Raw genomic sequence first — 26402 nt, 5'->3', positions numbered from 1 at the left:
GAGAGCGCAGTGGCCTCAGTGACCTTCGACTCGGTGACCCGGCACTATCCGGGTACCGATCGCCCCGCCCTCGACGCGCTGAACCTTGCGGTCGAAGACGGTGAGTTCATGGTGCTGGTCGGGCCCTCGGGTTGCGGCAAGACGACGACGCTGCGGATGCTGGCCGGCCTGGAACCCGTTGACGCCGGTCAGATATACATCGGGGATACCGATGTCACCGCCACCGATCCCGGCCATCGCGACATCGCCATGGTGTTCCAGAACTATGCCCTGTATCCGCACATGACCGTGGCGCAGAACATGGGCTTCGCCCTCAAGGTGGCCAAGACCCCGAAGGCCGAGATCCGCACGCGGGTAGCCGAAGCCGCCCAGCTGCTGGGGCTGGCCGAGCTCTTGGCGCGCAAGCCCAAGGACCTCTCCGGCGGCGAACGCCAGCGCGTCGCGATGGGCCGCGCGATCGTGCGCCGTCCGCAGGTTTTCTTGATGGACGAGCCGCTGTCGAACCTGGATGCCATGCTGCGGGTACAGACCCGTAATCAGATCGCCGAACTGCAGCGGCGACTGGGGATCACCACCGTCTATGTCACCCACGACCAGGTTGAGGCCATGACGATGGGGGATCGCGTCGCGGTCTTGCGCGACGGGGTGCTGCAGCAGTGCGCCCCGCCCCGCGAGCTCTACCGCACGCCGGCCAACGTGTTCGTCGCCGGATTCATCGGGTCTCCGGCGATGAACCTGTTCACCGTCACCACCGTCGACGGCGCGGTCTCGCTGGGCGGCCATCACATCGACGTACCGAGCGAAGTATCTTCAGCAGCAACGCAACTGGTCGTCGGTATTCGACCCGAACACCTGCAGATCGCCGATCGTGGGATCGGTATCGAGGTGGACTTCGTCGAGGAACTGGGTGCCGACACGTACCTGTATGGCACGACGGTTGACCCGCAGACCTCGCAATCAGTGGTCGCCCGGGTTCCCGGCAACACCGAGGTACGCCGCGGCGCCCGGCTGTCACTGGGCTTCGACGCGACCGATCTGCACTTCTTCGGCGCCGACGGCGCCCGGCTCGGGTGAGCGACCACGCGTCAGCCTGACGTTTCGCCCGGGCCCGAGCGTGACCGCCAGATGGTGCAGCATCAGGACGAATGCGACGGTCCAGGCGGCCAGCGCGATCCAGCTCTCGACCGATCCGATGTAGTAGACGATCGGCAGCTGGTCGGCCTGTCCCAGGTAGTGACTGCCGACCCCGTACATGCCCAGCGGGAAGATCACACTCCACCAGGGCGCTTCGTAGCGCAGTGGAACACGATGCACCACATGGCGCCACACCCCGGCGGCGATCATCGGCGGAATCAGCCAGGTGCCGAACGACCAGAACACCACCGACGTGCCGGCGATCAGACCGCGGGTGGCGTGCACCATCGGCGCTTCGGCCATCTCGACGATGTGGGCACCGGCCAGCACGGTGATCGCGGTGGCGCCCATCGCAACCCAGTACTGCGGGACGAGGTCTTCGGGAAGCAGCGGGTAGAGCAGCAGGCGCAGCGCAACAAAGATTCCGGCGGCACCGTAGAGGAACACCCCGACTGACCAGGAAACCACCGCAAGCAGCGCCAGGCTTTGGCGCCACGGCTCGGATACCTCCACCTCGAGCACCGCGGCCAACACCGCTATGGACTGGCTGGCCACCACCCAGATGAACCAGGTGCCGTTGGCCCGGCGCACCACCGGCCGCTCCGAGGTCCCCAGCACCGCGGTCCACGGAATCAGATAACCCAGCACCAACCAGGTCACCGTGCTGACCACCAGCAGCCCCACCGCGACAGTGCTGTGCCCGTCGATGACCAGCCGCGCTCCCAGCACATTGGTGGCCGAAACGAATGTGAACAGACCGAAGGCGCGTCCGGAATCGTAGAGATCGGCCAAGAATTCGCGCCGGTAGGCGACGACGCGCACGGTCGATACCACGATCAACACCACGTAGGAGGCCACCGTCACCCACAGCAGCAGCACCGAAACCCAGTGGGATTTCTGGTGATACATCGCGGTCGACACCATACCGCTGGCCATCACCAGCGCGAAGTAGCCCGGGTTGAGCGTGCGGATCGCCTCACGGGTCCCGGTCGCCGGCACCGCTGCCCCCGCTCGGGTGCCCATCAGTCGAGCAATTGGCGCAGCACGTATTGCATGATGCCGCCGTGCCGGTAATAGTCGGCCTCGCCGGGTGTGTCGATGCGCACCGTCGCATCGAATTCGATGTCGCCGGCCTGTACATGCACGGTGTCGGGGATGCTGTCGCTCAGCGCGGTCACCCCGGTGATGTCGAAGGTCTCTTCACCGGTCAGGCCCAGCGAGTCCGCGTCGGCGCCGTCGGGAAACTGCAGCGGAAGCACGCCCATCCCGATCAGGTTGGACCGGTGGATGCGCTCGTAGGACACCGCCAGCACCGCCCGCACACCGAGTAGCACGGTGCCCTTGGCGGCCCAGTCGCGCGAGGAGCCGGATCCGTATTCCTTACCGGCCAGGATCACCAGGGGAGTGCCGGCGGCAAGGTAGTTCACCGACGCGTCGTAGATGGTGCTTACCGGACCGTCCGGCTGGGTGAAGTCGCGAGTGAAGCCGCCCTCGGTGTCGGGAGCCAATTGGTTGCGCAATCGTACGTTGGCGAAGGTGCCGCGGATCATCACTTCGTGGTTGCCGCGCCGCGAGCCGTAGGAGTTGAAGTCCTTGCGTTCAATTCCGTGCTCGGACAGGTACTTTCCGGCGGGCGAGTCGTATCGGATGGATCCGGCCGGGCTGATGTGGTCGGTGGTGACCGAGTCGCCGAGCTTGGCCAGCACCCGGGCTCCGGTGATGTCGGTGAGTGGCGCCGGGTCGCGGGTCATGCCGTCGAAGTACGGCGGCTGGCGCACGTAGGTGGAATCCGGTGCCCAGGAGAAGGTGTCGGTGTCGGGGACCTCCAGGGAACGCCAGCGGTCGTCGCCGGTGAAGACGTCGGCGTAGCTGTTGGTGAACATCTCGGCCTGCAGGTTGTCGTCAACCACGGCGGCGATCTCGTCGGTGGTGGGCCAGATGTCGCGCAGGTACACCGGTTCGCCGTCGCTGCCGGTGCCCAGCGGATCGGTGAGCAGGTTGACGCGCAGTGTGCCGGCCAGTGCGTAGGCGACCACCAGCGGCGGGGACGCCAGAAAGTTCATCCGGACCTCGGGGTGAATGCGGCCCTCGAAGTTGCGGTTGCCCGACAGCACCGAGCACACGGTCAGATCGTTGTCGACGACGGCTTTGCTCACCTCTGGGATCAGCGGTCCTGAATTGCCGATGCACGTGGTGCACCCGTAACCGACCAGGTTGAAGCCCAACTTGTCCAGGTAGGGCGTCAGGCCCGCCCGCTCGTAGTAGTCGGTGACCACCCGCGACCCGGGCGCCAGGGTGGTCTTCACCCACGGCTTGCGCGACAGACCCTTGTCGACGGCGTTGCGGGCCAGCAGGGCCGCGCCGACCATCACCGAGGGGTTGGAGGTGTTGGTGCACGAGGTGATTGCGGCGATAACGACATCACCGTTGTCGATCTCGGTGCGGGTGCCGTCGGCGAGTTCGATCGGCTTGGCATCGGTCCGCCAAGGCAGCTTGTCGCCGCCGGCCCACTGTTCCCGGGGTTTGCCTTCCGGTTGGGATTCGCCGAACGCGATCGGGTCGCTGGCCGGGAACGAATCCGCCGACGCCTTGTCCAGGTCCGACAGGGCCTGGGCGGTGGTTTCGGCGCCGTCGAGCAGCGCGGCAACGGTGTGCGGGGCCAACCGCAGCGGGATGCGGTCCTGCGGCCGTTTTGGGCCGGCGATCGACGGCTCAACACTGCTCAGATCCAATTCCAGTGTTTGTGAATAGACCGGTTCGCGATCCGGGTCGTGCCACATGCCCTGCTCTTTGGCATACGCCTCCACCAGCTTGATCTGGTGCTCGGAACGGCCGGTCAGGCGCAGATAGTCGCAGGTGACGTGGTCGATCGGGAAGATGGCGCAGGTGGCCCCGTACTCCGGGCTCATGTTGCCGATCGTGGCCCGGTTCGCCAGCGGGACATTGGCCACGCCTGGGCCGAAGAATTCGACGAACTTGCCGACCACCCCGGTGGCGCGTAGCAGCTCGGCGACGGTGAGCACCAGGTCGGTGGCGGTGGTGCCAGGCTGCAATTCACCGGTCAGTTTCAGGCCGACCACCGGTGGGATCAGCATGCTCATCGGTTGACCGAGCATGGCCGCTTCGGCTTCGATCCCGCCGACGCCCCAGCCCAGCACTCCAAGCCCATTGACCATCGGGGTGTGCGAGTCGGTGCCGACGAGGGTGTCGGGGTAGGCCAGCGGCCCGTCAGCGCTGTCGCGGGTGAACACCACCCGCGCCAGGTACTCCAGGTTCACCTGGTGGCAGATGCCGGTGTCGGGCGGAACCACCGAGAAGTCGTCGAAGGCCTGCTGGCCCCAGCGCAGCAGCTGATAGCGCTCGGCATTGCGCTCGAACTCCAGCTCGGCGTTGACCGCGAACGCGTCGGTGCGGCCGAAGACGTCGGCGATCACCGAGTGGTCGATCACCAGCTCGGTGGGGCACAGCGGGTTGATGCGCGTGGTCTTGCCACCCAGCTCGGAGATCGCGTCGCGCATCGCGACCAGGTCGACCACACACGGCACGCCGGTGAAGTCCTGCATCAACACCCGCGCCGGCGTGTAGGCGATCTCCCTGCCGTGCGCGGCGCTCGGGTCCCAGGCCGCCATCGCGTCGACCTGCTCGGCGGTCACCAGCCGGCCGTCTTCGTTGCGCAGCAGGTTTTCCAGCAGAACCTTGAGACTGTAGGGAAGTCGCGCCGAGCCATCGACGCGATCGAGCCGTCGAATTTGATACGTGGTGTCGTCGACGCTCAGCTCGCCCCGGGTTCCGAAGCTGTCGAGGTTATTGTCTGCGGCCATTGCGGGCCCTCCCACCGGTCGGATCGGTTATCACCGACCCTAGGTCCGCTTTACCGAAGGGACCAGGGGGAGAAGGCCCTCAATCAGCCTTGCTGGGCCGCGCGCTCCAGCACCGGCCGCTTGTCCGGGCAGTAGGTGTTGACCGAGGCGCCGAGGAACTGCCAGGCCTGCGCCTGGTTGGTGCCCTTCTGCAGGTTGGGGGTGATGAAGCGGACCGACTTGGCCGCGTCACCGTCGACACCCTTGTCCAACCGCTCGCAGACGATCTTGCCGAGCCAGGCGTTGTAGTCCCGCGGGCCGTAGATGCCATAGGTGTGCAGTTCTCGGGCGAAATCGGTGTCGGGGTCGGCGTGAGCGGGTGCTGCCAGGGTCACGGCCAAGCCCAAGACCGCTGCGGCGAGGGTCATCGATTTCATGAGATGCAGTGTAGACCCATCTGCTTAGGTGATCTTCCTTTGCAGCCGGGGGAGGCCGGCGTGAGGCCGCGCTCACCTGCGCGAATCGCACTCAATGTGGCGCCCGTCCCCCATTCAGTGTGACGAGCAAGACAATAAGGAATTTATGAGGTTTATAAATTTGTGACTATTAGCCAAATTTCTCGTATTGTGTCTCCCCGTGGGCCGACACGAGTTAGCCAGCCAGCGCAAACGATCATCGGTATTGATGGCGGCAGTCCTCGCACCAGCTGCATTGTTCTTTGCTGTGGGAGGTAGCGCCAATCCTGCCGTGCCGAAAGAATCCATTGCGGTGGTTGCTGAAGACAATTCACCAGGCGGTTTGCAGCTGGTAGCCGCACCGGCAGCGTCCCCGGAAACGGGACCACCCGCGCGGTTTGCAGTGGCGTCACGAACGCGCACCGTGCCGCGGTTCCTGCCCGCGGGAGTCGCGCCCGAACGTGGCCTGCAGGTGCGCACGATCCAGGCCGCCCGCAGCATCAGCGACGCCTTTCCTCAGATCATGCAGATCGGTGGCGTACGGGCCGACGCGCTGCGCTGGCACCCCAACGGCTTGGCGCTCGATGTGATGGTCCCCAACCCGAGCAGCGCCGAGGGCATCGCGCTCGGCGATTCGATCGTGGCCTACGTGATGGAGAACGCCGGCCGATTCGGCCTGCAGGACGCCATCTGGCGCGGTGTCTACTACACGCCCGGCGGCGGTGCCCAGCGCGGCGGCTACGGCCACTACGACCACGTCCACGTCACCACCACCGGCGGCGGGTATCCCAGCGGCAGCGAGGTTTACCTGCGCTGACGACCGACCTGACGGTCAGCATCGCGGACGGCGTCGCGCTGCTCACGCTGAATCGGCCACAGGCCCGTAACGCCTACACCGCGACCATGGGGCGGCTGCTGAGCCAGGCCTACCGTGACTGCGACGCTGACGACGCGGTTCGTGCGATCGTTCTGACCGGCGCCGGCGACGCCTTTTGTGCCGGAGCCGACCTGTCGTCGCCGACAAGTCCGTTCGAGGCACCCGAGGACTCCGGCGCGTTCACCGCCTCGCCGATAAGCCCGGCGGCATTCGAGTTGAACACTCCCGTAATCGCCGCGGTCAATGGTCACGCCATCGGGATCGGGCTGACCATCGCCTTGCAAACCGATATCCGGATCGTGGCCGCGGACGCGAAATACGCCGTGCCGCAGGTCCGCCGAGGCGTCGTTCCGGATTGCATGGCGCATTGGACGCTGCCCCGACTGGCGGGCACCGCCGTGGCCGCCGACGTGCTGCTGACCGGGCGCACGTTCGACGGGCATGAGGCCGCCCAGATGGGCATCGCCAGCCGCTGCCTGCCGGCCGGGGACGTCCTCGACCATGCGCTCTCGATCGCCCGGGACATTGCCGTCAATGTGGCCCCCAGGTCGGCGGCGCTGAGCAAGCGGTTGCTGTGGGACACCGTGATCAACGGCTATGGCCCGCGGCAGGTCGCTGAGCTGGAAACCCAACTCCATCACCAGGTGATGGGGAGCCCCGACGCACGCGAAGGTGTCGAGGCGTATCTGCAACGACGCGCACCCCGCTGGAGCACAACGCCTCAGCGCCCGGAGACCCCAGCGCCCAGCGGCCGGTCGACGAAGAAGTCCATCAGCGGCTCTGGTCCGCCCCCGTAGCTGGAGAAGTCGGTCACGCCGGCCTCCGTCAACACGTCGGCGTCGATGTAGCACTGGCCGCTGGCCTCGGCGGCCGGGCGGCGCAGGATCTCCACGGTGGCATCGGCCATGATCTGGGGGCTGCGTGCCTTCTCGAGTAACTCGCCGCCGTCGGGGGAGTTGGCCACCGCAGAGGTCGCGATGTATGTCTCCGGCCACAGGCAGTTGCACGCGATTCCGGCGTCGGCGTATTCAGCGGCCCAGCCCAGCGTCAGCAACGTCATTCCGTATTTGGACAGCGTGTAGGACGGGTGCACGCCCAACCAGTACGGGTTCATGTTGATCGGGGGAGCGATCGTCAGCACGTGCGGCACCGCGGACTTGCGCAGGTGCGGCAGGCACGCCTTTGTCAGCAGGAACGTCCCGCGCACATTGATGTCCTGCATGAGATCAAACTTCTTGGCCGACAACTGCTCTGACGACTCGGTCGCGATGGAGCTGGCATTGTTGACACAGATGTCGATGCCGCCGAATCTGTCCACCGCGGCGTCGACGGCGCGGTGCACGTCCTCCTCGCTGCGCACGTCGCCCACGACCGCCAGAGCCTTGCCGCCGGCTTCCTCGATCTCGGCGGCCGCGGTGTGCACGGTGCCGGGCAGGCGCGGATGCGGCTCGGCGGTCTTGGCCAACAGCACCACGTTAGCGCCCAGTCGTGCCGCACCTAGTCCGATGGCCAGCCCGATACCGCGGCTTGCGCCGGACACCACCATGGTGCGGCCGGAGAATTCGGTGTCTGCCACCTGCTCACCCCTCGTCGTCGATGCGCGGGGAGCAGCGGACCTTCCGATTGGTTTCGCCCGCCCCACGTCCGGCCGCAAGCGTGACAGTTTAGCGCAGAATTGTAAAGTTCGTCAGGGAGAGCCCGGGGCCTTGAGTGCGGCGGCCAACATGGTCGCCGTCAGCCGGACCATCGCCTCGCGATCGGCGGTCGCGGGCCGCTGCAAGGCGATTCGCAGGCAGGCGCTCGAAGTCACGCCCATGGTCACGAACACCAGATCGTCCAACTCCGCGGGTGACAGGTCGGGGCGGGACCGGCTCGGGATCACGCTGCCCAACGGCAGCAGGCTGCGCTCGATCTCGTCCATCGCGGTGTGGTTGAGATAGGGCGGCAGATCGAAAGATGAGGATGTGAGCGCCGCCAGCAGAATCGGGGCGTGCTGCTCATAGACCGTCGTCAGCGTGTCGACCACCAGCAATGCCGCCTCGTCGACCTCGAGGTCGATGGCCTGGCCGACGGTACGGACCAGCTGGAATGAGATGTCGCGGGTCGCGGCATCCACCAACTCGGCGATGATCGCGGCGCGATCCGGAAAATACCGATAGACAGTGCCGATACTGACATGCGCGGTGTCGGCGATGCTCTGCGTGGTCAGCGTTTCCACACCGCGTCGCGCGATCAACTGGCGGGCGGTGTCGAGCAGGCGGCTGCGCATCTCGCGGGCTCGCTGCTGCTGTGGCCGCGACCGTGGCTGCGCGGGCATAGCACCCCGAACGAAAGTGAGTAGTAAGTGAGGCATTCTCATGTTCCCATAGCTGTATGGCAAACGCGTCCAATGTCCCCAATGCCGACCTAGCCGTTGCGCGATACGGCCAGGCCGGCCGCGACTGGATCGCCGGGACACGGATTGCCGACCCGCTGGCCGATGCCGTGGTCGCCGATTTCGCCACGCTGCCTCGCGGGGCAGGGATGGCCATGTTTCGGGCCGCGGTCCAGCACGGCATCGACTCTGTCGAGTCGCCACCGGAGTCGCTGCGGGCATTGTTCGACGAGATCGACCACCAGCCCGACTGGCTCGACCACGACCGTCTGGACCGCGCTGCGGGGCATATCGTGCGTCACACCGCGTCCTACGGCATCGTGTTGGGTGCGGCCTCGTTGACTGCCGGCGCCATGAATGCCGCGGCCGGGATGCCGTTGGTGTTGACCGGCCGCTACACCAGCCAGGCGGCCGTGCGGTCGATCGAGGTCGGCGCGTGGCTGGAAGAGATCCTGACGCCCGGCGGGCTGCGGCGCGACGGCGCCGGTCTGGCCACCACGTTGCGAGTCCGCATGATTCATGCGTTCGTCCGGCGTCATCTGCTATCCGAGAGCGACTGGGACAGCGAAGCGTGGGGCGCTCCCATTCCGCAGAGCTACATGGCGTTCACCATTGTCGAGTTCGGTCGGATCGCACTGGCGGCCATGCACCAACTGGGGGTCCGCTATACCCAAGACGAACTCGACGACATCTACCACTTCTGGCGTTACGTTGGTCTACTCAACGGTGTTGCAGCTGAACTGAATCCGGCCACCGAAGCCGATCAGATCCGCATCGCCGAGCTGTATGCGCTGACCGCGGTGGAACCCGACGACGGAGATCGTGACTTCGTCCGCGCCTTGACGCACGACTACCTGGCGCGCGAGATCGCCGAGCTGCTGCCGTTCAGGGGATCGTGGAAGCACCGGGTGGGCGTGAACATCATCAACGGCATGACCCGGGCATTTCTCGGCGATGCCAATGCCAGCCAACTTGGCGTGGCGGACACGGCCTTCAAGTACCTGCCACGGGTGCTCGGCCCGACCGTCGGCGGGATCAACGAGGTGCTGGCGCGCATTCCCGGGGTCAACGAACTGCGGACCCGGCGCGCCTTGGCCAACTATCCGCGGCTGATGGCCGAACAACGGCAGCGCTACGGGGTACACCACGACCTGGTCGATGCCGCGCCCGACAATGGCGGCCATCCCGCGGCGGTGCGCTCGGCGTAGGCGGTCGGCGGAACGTCGTCGACGGTAACCCATTCGAAGTCGTTGCGGAGTTCATGGCCGGCGACCCGCTACGCTGCGGACATGGCGCTGCTGGCCGGTACAGAATTCGCTGGTTACACGATCATCAGAAGTATTGGCGCAGGCGGGATGGGCGAGGTATATCTCGCCGAACATCCACGCTTACCCCGGCGTGACGCCCTGAAAATCTTGCCCGAAGCTTTTACCGGCAATCACGAGTTTCGGGGTCGGTTCGTTCGCGAAGCAGATCTTGCCGCAGGTCTGTGGCACCCGCACATCGTCGGTGTTCACGATCGCGGCGAGTTCGACGGCCGACTGTGGATCGCGATGGACTACGTCGACGGCTGCGACGCAAGCCAATTGATGCGTACCAAGCACCCAGCTGGCATGCCAGTAACCGAGGTGACAACCATTGTCTCGGCGATCGCCCATGCCTTGGACTACGCGCACCAACGCGGTCTGCTGCACCGCGATGTCAAGCCGGGAAACATCTTGATCGAATCCGCGTCAGCCGGCCCGCCTCGTATCGCCCTGTCTGACTTCGGGATAGCCCGGGAGATGGTCGACTCTGCTGGACTCACGGCAACGAATCTGACGGTCGGGACTGTTGCCTACGCTGCACCAGAACAGCTGATGGGGCAAAGCCTCGACGGGCGGGCTGACCAGTACGCGTTGGCGGCGACCACATATCACCTGCTTACCGGCTCAGCGCCGTTTAGCAACTCAAACCCGGCAGCCGTGATCGGGCAGCACCTCACCGCGACACCGCCGAAGGTGAGCGCCTTACGTCCGGAGTTGGCTGCGCTTGACGAGGTACTCGGGAAAGCACTGTCCAAGGCCCCGGCAGATCGGTTCGCCACCTGCGCGGAGTTCGCGTCGGCACTACTGCAGGCCGAAAATGATGCTAGTAGAGCGACCGTGCAACGCCACGTCGCAGCTACCCCTGCCGCAATTCAAACCCAGGAGAAGCGTCGGCCACGCGTCCAGAGACGCAGCGTCGCAATCTTGTCCGTCGCGACCGTCCTGATCGCCACTGTGGTCGCCATGGGGACTTTTATCCGAAGCCACCCGGCCACCCACGTCGAGGAAGTTCACCCGATGGCCGCGACGGCGCCACTCGACGGAACATTTCGCATCCAATACCATTCCGCACAATCAACTTTCATGGGCGCTCCGAGTCCACGGCCGGATGACGATTCCGTGCGGTGGTGGGCCATGCGGACTGGCTGCAACCAATCCACCTGTTTCGCCATTGGCATGCAATTGGATTCCGAGGACCACAGTCGACTGCAAGAGAAAGCCCTTACTTTGCGGTTTCAGTTTGTCGATGGCAACTGGAACGAGTTCCCGAGGCGGGAACGCCAAGATCTGGACACGTGTTCGATCGGCGAGAACGGCACGCTGGAGAAGGGGCAAGACACGACCGTAACGGCTTGGCAGCTGCGACCGCAGCCTGACGGGTCGTTCCAGGGCACCCTAACCATGACAGCCATTACCGGAGAATGTGGACGGCAAGCCATCGTGTACCAAACCCCGTTCACCGCAGAGCGATTCGGCGACAATCCGTCTGGCATCACCATTCCGGATCCGATAACCGACGAACTGCCACCTGTTCCTGAAACGGTCCCGGGCTCGGTCTTGGCTGGTATGTACGAGCTGACTCTCGATATCGGCCAGACCCGTTCGGATGGGACTTTCAGCCACGGCGACGAGGGGATCCACGAGTGGCGGGCGTACCGATCACGATGCATAGCCTCCGGATGCGTAGCCACCGCCGCCGTGCTCGACAGTACGAACCCCACTGAAGCCGCCGGGCCCGCCGGTGTTCTGCGACTGATCGATGGCCAATGGAAGGAGACTGAGCCACCGCTGCGTGTCCCATGCGAATCCGACAACACCCGCGAGCACACCACGGAAAGATCGCTGACGCTGAAACCGCTACCCGATGGCACCCTCAGTGGGACATACAAATACACGATCAATTCGAACGAATGCGGCGGTAAGGGGTCATGGTTCGAGGTCCCTGTTACGGCGGTGCGCAAAGGAGAGGTCCCGGCGACCGTCATGGTCGCGGATCCGGCGCTGTTCGGCTGACTCTCGAATTGCTATCTCCTGCTCGTGATTGCGAGGCCGCCCGAGGGGGTAGTGCTACTAGATCGACACCCACAGTGGGGGTCTAGGCATTTCCGAAGGAGGTCTCACTATGTTCGTTCTTCGCGTGGCATTCGCCGCGGCCGTGGCGTTAGCGCCTGTGGCGTATGTGACAACGATAGAGCCCGCAGTGGCCTCGGCTCAGCCGCCTGACTGCGGTCCGGGCAACTGGTGGAATCCGGGAGCCAATGCATGCCAGCCCACCGCACCGCCGAATTGCGGTCCGGGCAACTGGTGGAATCCGGCAGTCAATGCGTGCCAGCCGGTAACGCCGCCACCGCCGCGGTAGCGCTGCAGCACTCGGCCATGACGGTCATCTACCCCCGGCTATGACCGCCATGGCCAGATAGCCTTCTCGGACACTTCGATAGCGAGGCGCCCATCCCGTGGCCTCGCGAAAGCGTTTGTTGCTGACACGCAGCGATCTGGTCATCGACGTAGTGCGATCGCCGAGCAGCAGTGCCAACTGACCCGGCCCGGTGATCCATGGCCTGACACCAGCGGAATCGGCTAGCGCCTGGGTGTTCTGCGACTTGGTGACCGGCTCGTCGTCGACGACGTTGTAGGTGCCGGCGGCACAGGTCAATGCGGCAACAACTGCGCTGGCGGCGTCGGTGAGGTAGATCGACGACATGTAGGAGTCGCGGCGGCCGGCCTGGAACGCCACGTGGCGCCGGGCTATATCCATGATCTGTTCGCTATGCGCCGCTCCTGGCCCGTAGAACAAGCCGAATCGCAAAATGACTGCATCGCCGCCGGTTTCGGCAAATCGCCGCGCGCTGGCCTCGGCAGCATGGTTGCCTGTCGAGATGGGGTAGTGGTCGACAGGGCAATCCTCATCAAGCCAGCGATCAGCTCCATCGCGATAGAGCATCGCCACCGACTCTTGCACCACTCGCGAAACCCCTGCGGCGTGCGCTGCAGCGACGACCGCCGCCGACCCCTCGGTACGGATGCGATGGCACTGCTCCCAGGCGGATTTCAAGACGAACCGCTGCGGAGGCGGAAGTGCCGAAGCCATGTTCACCACCGCATCGTGGCCACGAAACGCCTTGCTGAGCGCATCGCGATCGAACAACGACACCTGAATAGGCGTGGCACCCTGGCCGGTCACGACCGATGCTTTCGCGTCATCGCGCACCATCGCTGTCACTTCGTGCCCAGCGGCGATCAAAGCGGGGATGGTATGGCCGCCGATCGCGCCGGTGCCGCCCGTGATGAACACTCGCACTGCTCGCACCTCCTGGGAAGTTCGCCGATCTCTACATGTTGCCTGAGCCGATGTAGCGCGGCTTGTGCGTGTCAATTTTCGTTTGCCATAACTGTTTTCACGACATCCGGATTGAACAGGGCCTGCATGCCGTTTCGTCACGGTGACGTATTGATCCGGCGGCGCCGGGAGAGGAGAGGGTAGTGATACCTGCCGCGCGGCCTTCGCCGCATTGCCAACTACGATCGCACCAAGCCGCCAACCCGCGGTACTCCATCGCTAGCGCGGAGATGTGTTGCAACCATGAGCCAGACTTCACCCAGCGCCCGGGTTCTCGTTCTCCTGGGCAGCTTGCGATCCGGTTCGCTTAATCGCCAGCTGGCCGCGACGGCCATCAACGTTGCGCCCGCTCAGATCGAGCCGATTCTGTTCGATCGTCTAGGCGAGCTGCCGCATTACAACGAAGACCTCGACGTGGCATTAGGCGACGAAGCTGTCGAAGCTCTTCGCGCAGCGGCGGCCAACTCCGACGCCCTGTTGGTGGTCACTCCCGAATACAACGGCGGTTTGCCCGGAGTCCTGAAGAACGCGTTCGATTGGCTCTCACGCCCCTACGGCGAGGCTGCATTGGTGGGCAAGCCCGCGGCAGTGATCGGCACCGCGCTGGGCCGCTACGGCGCGGCCTGGGCGCACGCGGACGCACGAAAGACGCTCGCGATTGCCGGCGCAAAGGTACCCGACGACATCGAACTGTCGATCCCGGCCAAGAACTTCAACGGGCTACATCCGCAGGAGTCAGACGAAGTAGTCGAATCGCTGCGCGGAGTCTGGTCGCAGCTGATTCGCCACTTGCAGAGCTGATTTCGGGCCGACGTCCGTCTAGGAAATCACCTGGTGGCCCCCGGCGAGATAGCTGCAGAGCATCGTGACGATCGCGTCTTCCGCTACGTCGGCGGCAACCGGGGTGGGTGTCGCGATAAGTCGGTGGACCAGCGCTTCGATGGTGGCGACGACGACCTGTGCGGCGGTCGTGGGGTCGCTGACGCTCACCTCTGGGTACGCAGCGAGTAGCTGTGCGGTGGATGCGACCGCCATGCGTTCGAGATGGTGCAGGTGCTCGAGGAACTCGGGGGATCGCGGCGCCTCCTCGAAGAGCACTCGATGCAGCCCCGGGTCTTCGCGATGGTTGTCGATGGCCGAGCGGACGAAGACACGGAGCGTGTCCTCAAGACGGTCGGGCAGGCCGTCGGCGGTGCGCCGAGCCAGCAGTTCCATACCCGCCTCGACGTGCTGGTCCATCAGGGCGCGCAGGATCGCATCCTTGTTCGGGAAGTACTGATACAGCGAACCGATGGACAGCTGCGCAGATTCAGCGATGCGGTTGGTCGTGCTCGTCGAATACCCGCGCTCGGAGAAAACTTGAGCGGCAGCATCGAGTACGCGTTGCCGAGTCTCCTTGGCACGGTCCTGTTTCGGCTGCTTACGGGGGCGATACCGGTCTGGTGGAGCGATTGCTGGACTCCTGCCGAAATGCGAGTAGTCAAACCAAGGAATTCGCCTCAGTATTGAGGTGATCCTAACAACGGCGAGGGGTTGCTCGGCGTCCCACAACAGCCCTGCGTAACCCAGATCAAGCGCGCCAATCAAAGCCAACGAAGGAACGACATGAGATCGGCTCGTACCGATGAACAGGTAATCCGCACAGCCAGCGTGATCGACTGCCCGACTGACGCGGTGTGGCGGCGGATCACCTCGCAGGACGGGATCAACGACGAGATGGGTCCGTATCTCAAGATGACCATGCCGCGCAGCTTCCGTGGCAATTCCATAGCCGACGTGACACCCGGCACCCGGATCGGTCGCAGCTGCCTATTGCTTTTCGGGGTCATCCCGGTCGGTTTCGACGACATCACCATCGCCGGGATCGAGCCGGGTCGGATGTTCCGAGAAGAATCCCGAATGACCGGAATGCGTATTTGGGTGCATCACCGCACCTTGGAGCCGACGAACGGTACCGCCGGCGAGACAACCATTGTCACGGACGAGATCACCGTAGCTCCACGGACGCTGTTAGGACTCATCCCTGGATCGAGCACACTGGTGCGCACCATCCTCGGGCACTTCTTCGCCCATCGTCACCGGCGGCTGGCGCGGACGATGCGCACCCTTGGTAGCTCCGAGCCGCCTCAGCCCTGATTCGCCACTCCGAGAAGTGATTTCGCGCCGATGGGGCGCTCCGGGCATACCCAATCATTTCGTCACTGTGATGTCTGGCGATCGGCATTCCACAAGCTATCGAGGAAGCAGCGAAAAGTATCAGCTCTTTCGCCGACTCATGCTGCGAGGGTTGGCTGCAGAGCTTGGCGATCCAGTTGAGCCTTGACCCGAACCCAGCTGTACGGTCTAAGGTACTTCACGCGCTTATCGTCATTTCGAGTCAAGCGGCGGAAATCAAGGATTTGGCAACCTCGAGGTTGGTTCCTTTGCTTAATGACGATGGCATCGCGGTGCCGTTGAACACGCTGCACGCGGTTTTGAAAATGGAGATGATTCCTGCCGAGTGTTGGATATCGCACGAACGATGCAGTCGACGCACGTATCGAAACGCATACGAGACGCAGCAGCCAGGGTCGCGGCATTTCAGGCGGGTTAGGCTGGCAGGTGCTCGATCTCGCGCGAGTCCCTCCACGACGACCACACGATCCGCAGCGCGGTTGCCCCGAGGAAGTCTTCACGGTGGCCCGCGGGTCAGCCAGGGACCCCACGGGCCGCCGGCCAATGCACAAATTTGGCTCTTCCGGTTTTAGAGTGCATCGATTCGTGAGGTTGCCGAAGTGGATCAGGGGATCGGAGTCGATAGTGGGTCAGGTTTCGAAATCCGAGGATGTCGCGGAGTAGGGCTTCGAGCCGGCCGTTGATGGCTTCGGTGGGTCCGTTGGAACCGCGGTGGTCGAAGTAGGCCAACACTTCGTGGCGCCGGCGCCAGAGCGTTCGGCCGAGTTGGGCAACTCATCAAGGCCGCCCGGTAGCCCGTTTCGGATAGACTCGATAACCTTGGTTATCGCGGCCTTGCCGCGGCGGTGGTTGGGGTCGGCGCAAGCAGCGATGATGCGCTGGTGCCTATTCATGCAGCAGCCCCTCGCCTAGGGGACGGGCGCTGGAACGGACGCTAAGCCTCGCCAGACCACGATGAACCGATGCAGGTTCCGTAGAGGATCTCGTCGATACCGCCGATGTACATGATTTCTGCGTGCCTGGCGCCGCCGCCGCGCGGTCGCCGCTGCGCACCAGCTGTATTTGTCGCGGTTAGCCGACATAATCGGGCGTTATCGGTGGTGGCGGTGGCATTTTGCGGCGACGACCGTAGGCTCTGAGCGAGCAAGCTAGCTCTCCGCGGACAAGCTTGTTTAGGTGCGGCGCGAGCAAGGATCGTGCGCGGCACGTCGTCGTCTGGCGCTGGGAGCGCCTTAACTGAAGCGACACGGCCACGTCGATCCAGTGCGAAGCACTTGCCGGATGATGGAATTGATCAGGGTCGCTCGTCATTTATTGGTCGCCCGTGTGACAGATTTGCTGGTTGTTGGGCAGTGGGCGCATTCCGACCAGATCGGTAGGCGCGATGCCCTAACCGCGCTCGCTTTGAATGATGATGATGGTGGATGATGTCGGAAAATCCGTTGCCCCTGGAATCGCGGATCTCGAGAGTGCGCGATCATCTGACGCTCGGCGCCGTGGCAGTAGTGGGCGCAGGGTTGTCGATTGACGCGCGGTTTCCGATGACAGGCGGGCTCAACACCCTGCTCTGGGAGGCGCTCGACACAGACCCTTCTGCGCGTATAGCCGTAGCGGAGCGGTTGGGTCGGCCCGACGAGCGTTCCAAGCGACTTCTAGGCGATCAATGGGACGACGTGGTCGTCGGGTGGAGTGCAGTCGGCCTTAGTGCCGTCGCGCGCGATCGTTTTCAGCGACAGTTCGCGTCCCTAGATAATGATCGTTCGGCGCAACCGTCACCAGCGCATGAGGCCCTCGCGCGTCTCATCCATAGAGGCGTAGTCGAGCTAGTCGTCTCGCTGAACTGGGACACGGCCCTTGAGCGCGCCTATCGACGTCTGTACGGGACGATCCTCCCACGTGGTGTACTCGTGAAGCCCCACGGTGACGCAGCTCAGCCTGAAGTTCCGTGGACGCTTCCGAATGACCCCGGAATCGTCCCGGCCGAGGTCCTGGACGCTGTACGCAGAATCGAGCGGGAGTACGTGCGGACCCTCCTTATAGTTGGATATTCCGAGCGAGATGAAGCCGTTGTCAGAGGATTAATCGACCCTCTCGATGACACTTGGCGAACCGTCCGAATCGGACCTTCTGGAAGTGGCCCCGACGATGTGCCCATGGGCGCCGAAATCGCGCTGCCTAGGCTTGCCAGTGATTTCGCATCACAAGAGGCCGCATCAGCCTGGCATCCGGTGGCGTTTCAGGGTAGCCGCGGTATTCACGCGGCGCTGCGGGGTGAGCGGCTTAGCCCCAGTGATGTGGACGCCTGCCCACCGCTGAGCGAAGTCGGGTTGGTGACCGAAGCACTCTGTGTTGATCGTGCGGTCGTTATAAACGGTCCGACCGGAAGCGGCAAGTCAATAACGTCATATCAGGCGCTGCATCGCTTGACTAAGGATGGCTTCGAAGTCCTGCGATTACGTGATGATGCACGAAATTGGGGTGTCGAACGATGGTTCACGGACCTGCGTCTCTTTCCATGGCCAAAGGTTCTGTTTGTCGACGACGCGCAAGACCTTTCGCCAGACACTGTGCGCGAACTCGCCGAGCGGGCCAACGCCGATACTCGTGTGCTTGTCGCTGGAATCGATCAGGTAGCGGGCGGAGTCCGAACGCTGAAGATCAGCGCGGGCGCGGCGGTTGCCCAGCTGGCTCATTGGGTGCGGGAGCAGCGCGAGGTCGTGTTCCCGTTGGTCGCGGAACTCGACGATCATGTGGGATCGCATTCGAAAGACTTCTTCTTCGACAAGCGCATTGATGTGGCCTCGAAGGAACGGACACCGTGGCTCTTCTTCCATGCGTTAACAGGCGGCTGGCGACGGATTTATCGCGCTGCTCTGGAAATGCGCGATCTTGAACGCGCCGACCTTGCCTTGCTTCTGGTCGCGGTCGTGCAGATCGCGGGCGCAGACGCAGGAGCAAGTCACCAAAGGCTCTTAGCTTTTGCCCAGCAACTCGACAAAGACGAAGCCTGGCTTGCGAGGTCGCTGACGACGCTGAAGAGCCGGCGCCTGGTGATCGAGACTGACGGTCGGCTCCGCTGCGGCCATCTTCAGAACGCGTTCGCAATGCTGGCGTGGATGCTGCACCCACCTCCGTTGGACGATGCAGCACCCCCGGTTCGGTCCACTAATCCAGTCCCACCCATTGCATCTGCGTCTCAGGACTCCAGGCCAACCCCGCTGCTTTTGCACGCCAAGTCTTCAGATGAGCGGCCACGACTCGCCGACGCGGACGCGCACGCGGACCGCGAACTTGCCAGCAAAATAGTCACTTTCGCGCTCGAATCCGAGGAGACTCCCCTGCGCGGCCTGTCTTGGCTCGCAGATTGCGGACCATTCTTTGGAGCACGGGATGTCCTGCGTTGGCAGCGCGTCCTAGATGTCAGCCGCTATCAGTCTCTGGCCCGGCGGGCCCTCTTAACCCCATCTTCAGGGGACGTCGCCGCAGCAGCCCAGCTGCTCGCAGAATCGATCAGCCATTGCTGCGACATCGGGATTCTAGAGATTGTCCGAGAGAACGACGACCGACTGAGTGAGTGGTTCTCGGCAGTAGCCCCAGAGAATGCGTGGGCTCTTGGCGATCTCGTCAACAGCCTGTACCAGCTTGATCGGGAACTTGCCGCACACTTGGCAGCGCACGCCGATCCCCAACGTCTGGCTCGACTTGTGATCGATGGTGGATGGGCGCACTCCGCGTCTACTGGTCATGCTCTAGATCGACTCTGCAACGTTGGAGGAGCTGCGGTCAGGGATGCCATCCGCTGCTATCTCGACCGTGACAACTACGCAGAAATGTTCGACGTCGGCACCGAGTTCTGGCGAGCCACCGCCCTGTTGGCAGATCTCATCTACCTCGACCACGAACTCGCTCTGTTCCTTCTGAACCGGGTAGCACCGCGTCTCGCGAACCAGTTCGTTGACGACCCGGTCCGCAGGTGGAATGAAATGTTTGATTTGGCAATTCATCTCGGATTCGGACCTTTCGGTCCGCCGGGAAGGCGACCTCCTCGAGAGGTACTAAAGGCGGTGAAGGCGTTCACCAAGGCGCTGGATCAAGAACGCCTCGCCGCAGCGCTCTCCGGTCCGAATGATCTATGGGGCCAGTTGAACTTTGACCGGTGCATCGCGTTTCTGCTCGACGCCGATCCTAAGGTCTTTGCAAGCATTGTGACCAAGGTCGACATGGTCGCCTTTGAGGAGTCACTCCGGCGAACCGCGCACGACCCCGACAAGACCGCTCTCATAATTGCTTCTGCACTGCAGGATTTTCGCCCAACGGAAGTCCACGACATACTCGACCGTCTGGAGCCGGACCTTCAACACCTTGACTTATGCTTCGCGTACATCGCACCTGACGTTGCATTGCGTGCAGTTCGTCGAGGCCTTCCGCTAGATCTTGAACTCAGCGGCCAACAACATTGGAAGACGGCCGCGGAGGTGCTTGACCGAATAAGGGAACATGATGGCGCGATCGCAGGAGAGGTGGCAGCGGCGAATGCCGAGGCAATGGCCATAGGACTCGCAGCCGAGAACGCGAGCGATCCGTGGGCGGATCTCCGGTATTGGATAAAGGCGTGCGACCTCGTAGCCCCACACCTCATCGATGAGGTAATCGAGCAATTGCCTAAGGGAGCGGTATTGAGCTGGCAGCGAGGGCTCAAGCGTCCAGGAGTATATCAGCAGTCTCGGCGGCGCGACATTGCACCACTTGTCCAAAGGGCGACACGGCTGAGCGGATATGTCGAAGCTGAGGCTAAGCAGCTAGTGCGTAGATATCCGAGTCTCGCCTCTCAAGTTGAAACAAGTCAGGCATAGAGCTACCGATCACAATTCGCTTCCGCTCAGTGGAGTCGGACAAGCGTCGCTCACCGAAGGTATATCTCGACGCTCCTGGACGAAATCCCTGCTTGGCACCTGTGCTCCCAAGGCAAGCGCGAGACAACTCAATCCATATGTTCTGGTCTAGGTAAATGCGCTTCATCTTGAGATGTCCGATCCGGGACTAGTTGAGAGTAGGGGAGCGCGCTGACCAGGGCGCTCTCAATTGGTCGTGGACGCAATCGAACCGGGTTCTCCACGACCAGCTGAGAGTGCCGGACCAACTCCATGAAGGTCTGACAGTGGCGGGCACTTGACTTTCCAGCTCCCGGCGAACGCATGCCTAGCTCCTCGACAATTATTGTCGCAGCTGTAACTGCCCGACCCGAGTCTTGCCAGCTCCGTTGGTTCCTGATGCACTTTGTATCCACTTCTGTTGTTCAACAACCAATTTGATCGTGAGATGAACTCGAACGGGATCGAGTTGACTACGCTAACGGATATGTGGCTGACGGGAAGGCCCGCAACGGAACGGTAGCCGACCTGACTGCTGTGGTAAGTCCACGCCCTCGCGCACGCCACTTTAGGCAGCCACGACGATCGGGGCACGGCATGTAGTGGTACGCAAAACCCGCTGCAGCGGAGGCCAACTGGTGACTTGACTGTCAGCGACGCCGGGCCGACGAACTGGCATTCCCCCCGGCGCCGGTGCTCGACCGCCAGCGACATTGCAAATGTCTGCGGCGATGCGATATAGGGACCGCCCGATGGTGAGTCTAAACTGAGCTCGCGATGATCCACTTCGATTGCCCCACTGGAGAACAACGTGAGCGATGAATCGCAGGCATGGAAGGCGTTGGAATTTGAACGCCTTGTCGGCGAAGCGCTGCACCAAGTACTCGATGTCACATCGATCGAGGCGCAGCCGCGCCTGGATGACAAGATGCGCCCAGACTTTGTTGCGCACCTCGGGGGCGGGCGCATCGCTATCGTCGAGGCCAAGTGGGTAATGCCGGCCACCGCCCGCCGCATCGATCAAACGGCGTCGCAACTGCGCAGCCTTCGGCAGGCATATCTAAAGTCCGCCGGCGATGACAGCCGACCGCCAGAGCTTATCCTTGCCGTTCCCGGCGTGCTGGCGCCCGAACACCTTTCCCAGCTGAGGGAACTGGGCGTCGACATGGTGCTCGACGGCCCGCGATTGCAGGCCGCCGCGCCCGGGCTGGACTGGTCACGCGTTGACACTGCACGCCGTCCGGTCGAGGACATCGGCCAGATGGCGTTAGCCAGCCAGCTGCTCGCCAAGCTGCGCCTGATCCCACCCGGAAGGCCGGATTGGGCCGCATACCAGAGCACCCTCCGCGACCTTCTCGCGGTGCTGTGGTGTCCACCGTTGGAGTCCCCGCTCAGTGAGCACGCCAACGCCAGCGGGGTCAACCGGCGTGACATCATCCTGCCCAATTACGCCGACAGCGGGATGTGGAAGTTCCTGCGCGACCGCTACGCAGCGGATTACGTCGTCGTCGACGCCAAGAACTACGTCGGGAAGGTCCAAAAGGCCGCAGTGCTGCAGATGGCCAACTACCTGGGCGCTCGCGGCACCGGGCTGTTCGGAATCATCGCCTGCCGCAACGCTGGCGACAACAGCGCGGAAGTCACCCGCCGCGAACAGTGGTTCCAATACGAAAAATTGATCGTCATCCTCAACGACAACGATCTCGAACAGATGGTGCTTTCGGTAGGAGGAGACGATGGCCCCGCCATCGTCGTCAGACAGAAGATCGAGGATTTTCGGCTCAGCATCTGACGCACCGCCGAGGGAGTTGCCCGTACCCAGGTCGGCAATACCGGCCGTTCCGCCGCCAAGTGGCGCTGCATTCATACACCCCTTTCGCCGAAGTCCTGGAACTCCGTGAAGTGCAAGCGATTACGCGTATATACCAGAGGAGCATCTATGGCGCGTAGTCGAGTGGCACTGCCACGAGGGGCTCGTGCCGGGACCTTCCGGGCGCAGCCACTCATGCCGGAGCACATGGAGGGCCACCATCATGGTCTTCGAATCACCGTCTGGTAACAGCGGTGACGAAAAGCTGGATAATCACACTCTTATTCACGAAATAGTGCGTTGCGAGCCTCTGGCCTGCCAAAAGAGCGACCAGGCCGATAGTCATCCAATACGTCACTGTGACGAATATGCCGGGCGTGACTAGGATGGGGACGGGGCGGAGTTATCCGGCACACTCAGGCGGATCGCGGACAACCTTGAGGGCCTGTCCGGCAGTCTCAACTAATGGCGGATTCGGATGCCAGAACGGCATCGCGGCGGCCCCTGGAGTCGAGTGCAGAGTCGGGAGCTGGTGCGACACGCGCTGTCAGATGATTGTGGAAGATCGGTCGGATCCGGATCGCTCCCAGATGGTCGCGGAACACTGTCGAGAAGTCGTGGATCGGACAGCGAAGGGAACGACACGACAGATCTGGTCCGGCCCACCTCCAGCAGGTATCGCTACTGGTAACGATGCGTGCCCGAGTGGTGCGAGTTCAATCAGGGCTTGTGTTAGACCGCCGGCATCAGATCGCTGTGTCGCTATTCTGAGCCCGGTAGTGGAGCCGACCTACTCGGCAGCGTTGTAGGCGGTGCGGGCCTGCGTCAGTTCGAGCCAATGGGCCTCAAGCCCCGCCAGGGTAGGGCCGACGCCGAGACTGGGCAGCGGCTGGGAGTGGCCATCGATGTACCGGCATGCTTCCTCAAAGATTCGGTTGACAGTCTCGATCGCGACTGGGAGTGCCCCGGACTTGATCTTTGGCAGATTGGTCATGCGAACATTTGGTTGGTAGCGCTGAGTCACACCTTGTAGCAGTTCCGTCTCTGTGAACACCTCGCACCAGGCCCTGATCCAGTCGTAGCCGGTCCGTATCAGCGCCGCGCGGGCGTCGCCCTGCTGTGACTTCGCTGCCTGAATCGTTTCGTTAATGTTCCTCTTTAGGTTGTTCAGGCTGTCCCAACGGGGGCCGGTTGCCCGGGTGATCTGCCCCTTGCCGTCTTCGTCAGTCACTTGAAAGTACGAGCAACGCTTTGTTTCCTCCATAAGTGTGAGCAGCGTTGTCGCGAAGAAGATGTCGTGTGTGAAGACGATTACTTGCGTCGTCTCGGCAAGGGCGGCGATCCGCTGAGCGACTTCGTTGATTCGCCGGTGATCGAGACTGGAGACAGGATCGTCGAAGATAACTGGCGCGGTAATGCCCGCGAGTCGTGCTTCAGCAAGAAAGTCTGCCATCGCGAGTACTTTCTGCTCTCCTTCGGAGAGCACCGTCGATGGCTTGTGCTTACCGTTGAGGACCTTTCTGCGCTGTGCGCGGCCCTGACGGCCCACGAACTCAACCCGCAGCGCGGGCGCTCGGAGGGCGATGCATTCTTCGTTGAACAGCGCGTCGAAGCTCTCGTTGATCATTTGGTCGCTTGCGGTCTTGGCCAGACCCGTGACCGTACGTAATAGACCCGGCATCGGCTTGGCGAGCAACGTTAGCCGGTCGGCCTGCTTCGCGTCGCGGACGAGTGACTCGATCTGCGTCCACGACTTCGTCAACTCGGCCGAGGCTTCCAGCTCGACAAGTTCCTTCTTCTTCTCCGTCAGAGTCTCGGCCCGGCTGGCGGTTTGCTTCCTCAACTCGGCTAAAGTCTGCGTGACGCCGGTCAGCGCAGCGGTGAGTGACTCGAAGTCTGCCGAAGCTGGCTCGGTTAGGCTCGGCTCGATGATTACCGCCGACTGACAGTGCTCTACTAGCTTGCTCGTTGTGGCCAGCACTCGATCGAGTTCGGCGTGGAATGAGGGCTTTTCGTCCGTGTCGGCATATTCGCTCGCGTATGTTTGAGCATCTCCGGCCTGTGTAGAGGTGACGGGTTCGATGAGCGTATCCAGCCGCATCTTTGATGCGCCGATCTCGGCGGTGATTTTGTCTTCAAGAAACTCGGAGTACTTGCTTACGAGGGCCCGAGCGTCGTCGCCCAGCGGCTGACGGCAATAAAGGCAGCGGGCGGGATCGTGGGCTTCTAGGCCAACGAGGTGTGCTTGGTATATCTCACCAGCTTCAATGAAGGCGCTCCAGGTGTCGTCGGGTTCAGCAGGAAGATCGGCAGCCTCGAACAAGGTCGTTCGGAATGTGCGGTAGTCGCTTTCCAACCCAGCCAGCGTAGCCAGTTCGCGGTTATAGGCGTCTACGTCGAATGTGGCCACCACACTGGCGGCGGCACACGCCTGAGTGAGGATCAGTTCCACGCGCTGCTGGAGTTTGATCTGGGCACCGATAGTGTCTGCTTCTAGCGCTGCGACCGTGCGACGCAACTCAGCAATGCGAGTGTCGACGTCTAGGTCGGTGTCCGCTGCCGCCCTCAATTGCTCCAGATCTGTTGCAGCCCCAAGTGTTTCGATGAGCGGGTAAACCGTCGCGCCGCGCGGAAATCGCTGCAGGATACTTGTGGATCCCGATCTCAAATCTCGAACAGATTGCTCTAGCTGAGCCTGTACCGCCTTAATGCCGGCGATCACGTGGTTGAAGAGTGCTAATACCGCTGGCACATAGACATATTCAAGATCAACATCGACGTGGAAGCTGACGCAGGGGCTGTCGAAAATTGAGATCCTGGTAAACGGGGCCACGCCGTGCTGACCTGTCCACGTGAACGTCTTGGACTCTAAACCCAGCGTGTAAGAAACAACGGCAGACGTCGCCTGCGGCGAGGCTTCTTCGATGTTCCCAAGGATTTCGTCGGCAGTTCGACTGGCGGCGAGGGCTTTGAAGATCCGCGAGTAACCCGTCTTCCCAGTGCCGTTCTCCCCAAACAGGATAGTGAGCCCCTCATGGGGCTCGATGAGGCCACCTTCGACGAGGGCGTTGACGCCAGTGACCCCCGAGAGTGAGGTCAGGGTCAGTGGTTCGATCGCTTCGTCCTCGCTTTCGAAGGTGGCCAATGGCACCTCCACGGCAAGTTCGCGAGTGTCGAAGGCCTTCTCCTGTCGGAAAAGTGCGTATGCGTCGGCCTCTTCTTCGTTTCCAAGCGGCCCGCCACCCTGGAGGACGTGTCTGACGATGAAGCGCACCCACTCGTCTGAAGCATTCGCCCATTCACTGAGAAGGTTTCGCGGATCTACCCGCTGCGGTGTCGCCAAGCCTGCCACTGTGGCCCTCCATCGCCAACTAGTGCGAGGTCGCGATTGACCTAGCAACTTCCCATGGACCTTAGTTGGCGTGCGCACCGGGCAGGGCCCACACGCTCGAAGATCCCCAGCTTGAAAGGCGTCGATTTACTGCCTGATGAGAAAAATCCCTTGCCCCACGACACAACCTGTGGTGGTTGACCGAACCTATGGGCACTACAGATTGTGTCCACTAACGGCGCGTCGCGGCGATTATCGTCGTACGTGTGTTCTATCCTGCCGATGCAGGACACCCCGCAACCGTGGGGTGTAGACCACGGAGACGGGGCGCGGAGATGCGTGTAGGAACCATCACTGTAATCCACTCCATGGTCGCGTCAAATCGGAATGGCTCACCTTGCTAGCCGGCTGTGAAAGGTCGAGGTGATGGAATATGGAGGTGTCAAATGGCACGAAGTGTGAATAGGAGCGCAGGCTCTGGCCGGTTTGTAACCGCGTCAACCGCTCGGCGCAACCCTAGCGGAACCACGACCGAGAAAGTGGGTCGGGGTACGTCGAACAAGTCGACCGTTCATCGTTCGGCTGCTACTGGCCGGTTCGTCACTGAGGCCACTGTCAAGCGTCATCCCGACAAGACAATCACCCAGAGAGTGTGACATGGCCGGTTTCAAGATGAACCCAAACTTCGAGCGTGAGTTTGCCCGTCAGTTCAACGCACGGCTCCAGAAGGTGTTCGACTCGGTTTACAGTTGCCGCGCCGGTCAGGCAGTGGGAGAAGTTAAGGCTGCGCTAACGCGCGAAGCCGGTCGGATCGGATTGACGCTGGATGACGCGAAGTTGACGGAGCTTGCAACGGCGATCAGCACAGGAACCCGACTAAAGGTTCGCGCGGCGTAGTCCCGGTGAGCCTGGGGGCCGGGTTCGCACC

At 62.8% G+C, this 26402-nt stretch carries 19 protein-coding genes and 1 pseudogene; 11 read left to right on the top strand and 9 right to left on the bottom strand.

Translation table 11 applies throughout. The features are described 5' to 3' along the window. Positions 1-9 precede the first annotated feature (9 nt). Positions 10-1074, top strand: a complete 1065-nt coding sequence (locus ACKY0X_RS11415) for an ABC transporter ATP-binding protein (RefSeq protein WP_409426133.1) — start codon at positions 10-12, stop codon at positions 1072-1074. Here ACKY0X_RS11415 and ACKY0X_RS11410 read toward each other — a convergent pair. The 3 genes from ACKY0X_RS11410 to ACKY0X_RS11400 all read right to left on the bottom strand — a co-directional run bounded on the left by ACKY0X_RS11410 (position 1012) and on the right by ACKY0X_RS11400 (position 5371). Further along, positions 1012-2157 (bottom strand): tellurite resistance/C4-dicarboxylate transporter family protein, encoded by a 1146-nt coding sequence (locus ACKY0X_RS11410; RefSeq protein WP_409429468.1) that lies wholly within the window; start codon positions 2155-2157, stop codon positions 1012-1014. The two genes, ACKY0X_RS11415 and ACKY0X_RS11410, sit on opposite strands and share 63 nt — an antisense overlap. Further along, positions 2157-4955, bottom strand: a complete 2799-nt coding sequence (locus ACKY0X_RS11405; RefSeq protein WP_409429467.1) for an aconitate hydratase — start codon at positions 4953-4955, stop codon at positions 2157-2159. The genes ACKY0X_RS11410 and ACKY0X_RS11405 overlap by 1 nt, the downstream gene beginning before the upstream one ends. Before the next feature lie 83 nt (positions 4956-5038). After that, positions 5039-5371 carry a DUF732 domain-containing protein gene (locus tag ACKY0X_RS11400; RefSeq protein WP_046283159.1) on the bottom strand — a complete coding sequence of 111 codons (333 nt, stop codon included), beginning with the start codon at positions 5369-5371 and terminating at the stop codon, positions 5039-5041. Between the two features lie 199 nt (positions 5372-5570). Between ACKY0X_RS11400 and ACKY0X_RS11395 the strand changes: the two genes are divergently transcribed. Both ACKY0X_RS11395 and ACKY0X_RS11390 read left to right on the top strand, forming a co-directional pair. Continuing rightward, a complete protein-coding gene (locus ACKY0X_RS11395) occupies positions 5571-6206 on the top strand; it encodes a hypothetical protein (protein ID WP_409429466.1) in 636 nt (211 codons plus the stop codon). Beyond that, the gene (locus ACKY0X_RS11390; protein WP_409429593.1) at positions 6203-7063 is read left to right on the top strand and encodes an enoyl-CoA hydratase/isomerase family protein; all 861 of its coding nucleotides are present in this window, start codon (positions 6203-6205) and stop codon (positions 7061-7063) included. The genes ACKY0X_RS11395 and ACKY0X_RS11390 overlap by 4 nt, the downstream gene beginning before the upstream one ends. Here the strand turns inward: ACKY0X_RS11390 and ACKY0X_RS11385 are convergent. Further along, positions 6988-7812: an SDR family oxidoreductase gene (locus tag ACKY0X_RS11385; RefSeq protein WP_409429592.1), complete on the bottom strand. Its 825-nt coding sequence runs from the start codon at positions 7810-7812 to the stop codon at positions 6988-6990. The two genes, ACKY0X_RS11390 and ACKY0X_RS11385, sit on opposite strands and share 76 nt — an antisense overlap. Positions 7813-7953: 141 nt before the next feature. Beyond that, a complete protein-coding gene (locus tag ACKY0X_RS11380) occupies positions 7954-8583 on the bottom strand; it encodes a TetR/AcrR family transcriptional regulator (protein ID WP_409429465.1) in 630 nt (209 codons plus the stop codon). 56 nt (positions 8584-8639) lie between these two features. On the opposite strand from ACKY0X_RS11380, the gene ACKY0X_RS11375 reads away from it, so the two are divergent. From ACKY0X_RS11375 to ACKY0X_RS11365, 3 genes are all read left to right on the top strand, one after another. Next, positions 8640-9848: an oxygenase MpaB family protein gene (locus ACKY0X_RS11375; protein ID WP_409429464.1), complete on the top strand. Its 1209-nt coding sequence runs from the start codon at positions 8640-8642 to the stop codon at positions 9846-9848. Positions 9849-9929: 81 nt separating this feature from the next. After that, positions 9930-11960: a serine/threonine-protein kinase gene (locus tag ACKY0X_RS11370; RefSeq protein ID WP_409429463.1), complete on the top strand. Its 2031-nt coding sequence runs from the start codon at positions 9930-9932 to the stop codon at positions 11958-11960. Between the two features lie 249 nt (positions 11961-12209). Continuing rightward, complete coding sequence (locus ACKY0X_RS11365; RefSeq protein WP_409429462.1) at positions 12210-12350, top strand: hypothetical protein; 141 nt, start codon at positions 12210-12212, stop codon at positions 12348-12350. On the opposite strand, the gene ACKY0X_RS11360 is transcribed toward ACKY0X_RS11365, so the two are convergent. Next, complete coding sequence (locus ACKY0X_RS11360) at positions 12331-13248, bottom strand: NAD-dependent epimerase/dehydratase family protein (RefSeq protein ID WP_409429461.1); 918 nt, start codon at positions 13246-13248, stop codon at positions 12331-12333. The two genes, ACKY0X_RS11365 and ACKY0X_RS11360, sit on opposite strands and share 20 nt — an antisense overlap. A gap of 282 nt (positions 13249-13530) precedes the next feature. Here ACKY0X_RS11360 and ACKY0X_RS11355 point away from each other — a divergent pair, with 282 nt between their 5' ends. Then, on the top strand, positions 13531-14088 hold the full coding sequence (locus ACKY0X_RS11355) for an NAD(P)H-dependent oxidoreductase (RefSeq protein ID WP_409429460.1): 558 nt from the start codon (positions 13531-13533) through the stop codon (positions 14086-14088). Between the two features lie 18 nt (positions 14089-14106). Here the strand turns inward: ACKY0X_RS11355 and ACKY0X_RS11350 are convergent, their stop codons facing one another. Then, on the bottom strand, positions 14107-14739 hold the full coding sequence (locus ACKY0X_RS11350) for a TetR/AcrR family transcriptional regulator (protein ID WP_409429591.1): 633 nt from the start codon (positions 14737-14739) through the stop codon (positions 14107-14109). A 153-nt stretch (positions 14740-14892) separates the two neighbouring features. Here ACKY0X_RS11350 and ACKY0X_RS11345 point away from each other — a divergent pair, with 153 nt between their 5' ends. Further along, positions 14893-15423, top strand: coding sequence for a hypothetical protein (locus ACKY0X_RS11345; RefSeq protein WP_409429459.1), 531 nt, complete (start codon positions 14893-14895; stop codon positions 15421-15423). Between the two features lie 552 nt (positions 15424-15975). Here the strand turns inward: ACKY0X_RS11345 and ACKY0X_RS11340 are convergent. After that, a pseudogene (locus ACKY0X_RS11340) lies at positions 15976-16253 on the bottom strand (transposase); the annotation flags it as partial. A gap of 1362 nt (positions 16254-17615) precedes the next feature. Here ACKY0X_RS11340 and ACKY0X_RS11335 point away from each other — a divergent pair. Both ACKY0X_RS11335 and ACKY0X_RS11330 read left to right on the top strand, forming a co-directional pair. Next, the gene (locus ACKY0X_RS11335; RefSeq protein ID WP_409429458.1) at positions 17616-20315 is read left to right on the top strand and encodes a hypothetical protein; all 2700 of its coding nucleotides are present in this window, start codon (positions 17616-17618) and stop codon (positions 20313-20315) included. Positions 20316-21144: 829 nt separating this feature from the next. Beyond that, positions 21145-22125: a hypothetical protein gene (locus ACKY0X_RS11330; protein ID WP_409429457.1), complete on the top strand. Its 981-nt coding sequence runs from the start codon at positions 21145-21147 to the stop codon at positions 22123-22125. An 808-nt stretch (positions 22126-22933) separates the two neighbouring features. Here ACKY0X_RS11330 and ACKY0X_RS11325 read toward each other — a convergent pair. Then, positions 22934-25495, bottom strand: coding sequence for an AAA family ATPase (locus tag ACKY0X_RS11325; protein ID WP_409429456.1), 2562 nt, complete (start codon positions 25493-25495; stop codon positions 22934-22936). 636 nt (positions 25496-26131) lie between these two features. Here ACKY0X_RS11325 and ACKY0X_RS11320 point away from each other — a divergent pair. Further along, a complete protein-coding gene (locus ACKY0X_RS11320; protein WP_409429455.1) occupies positions 26132-26371 on the top strand; it encodes a hypothetical protein in 240 nt (79 codons plus the stop codon). The last annotated feature ends 31 nt before the right edge of the window (positions 26372-26402 follow it).

The organism is Mycobacterium sp. SMC-11, assembly GCF_046250095.1.
Lineage (GTDB): Bacteria > Actinomycetota > Actinomycetes > Mycobacteriales > Mycobacteriaceae > Mycobacterium > Mycobacterium heraklionense_A.
The sequence above is the reverse complement of the archived record's forward strand: the minus strand, read 5'-3'. Positions and strand labels throughout refer to the sequence as shown.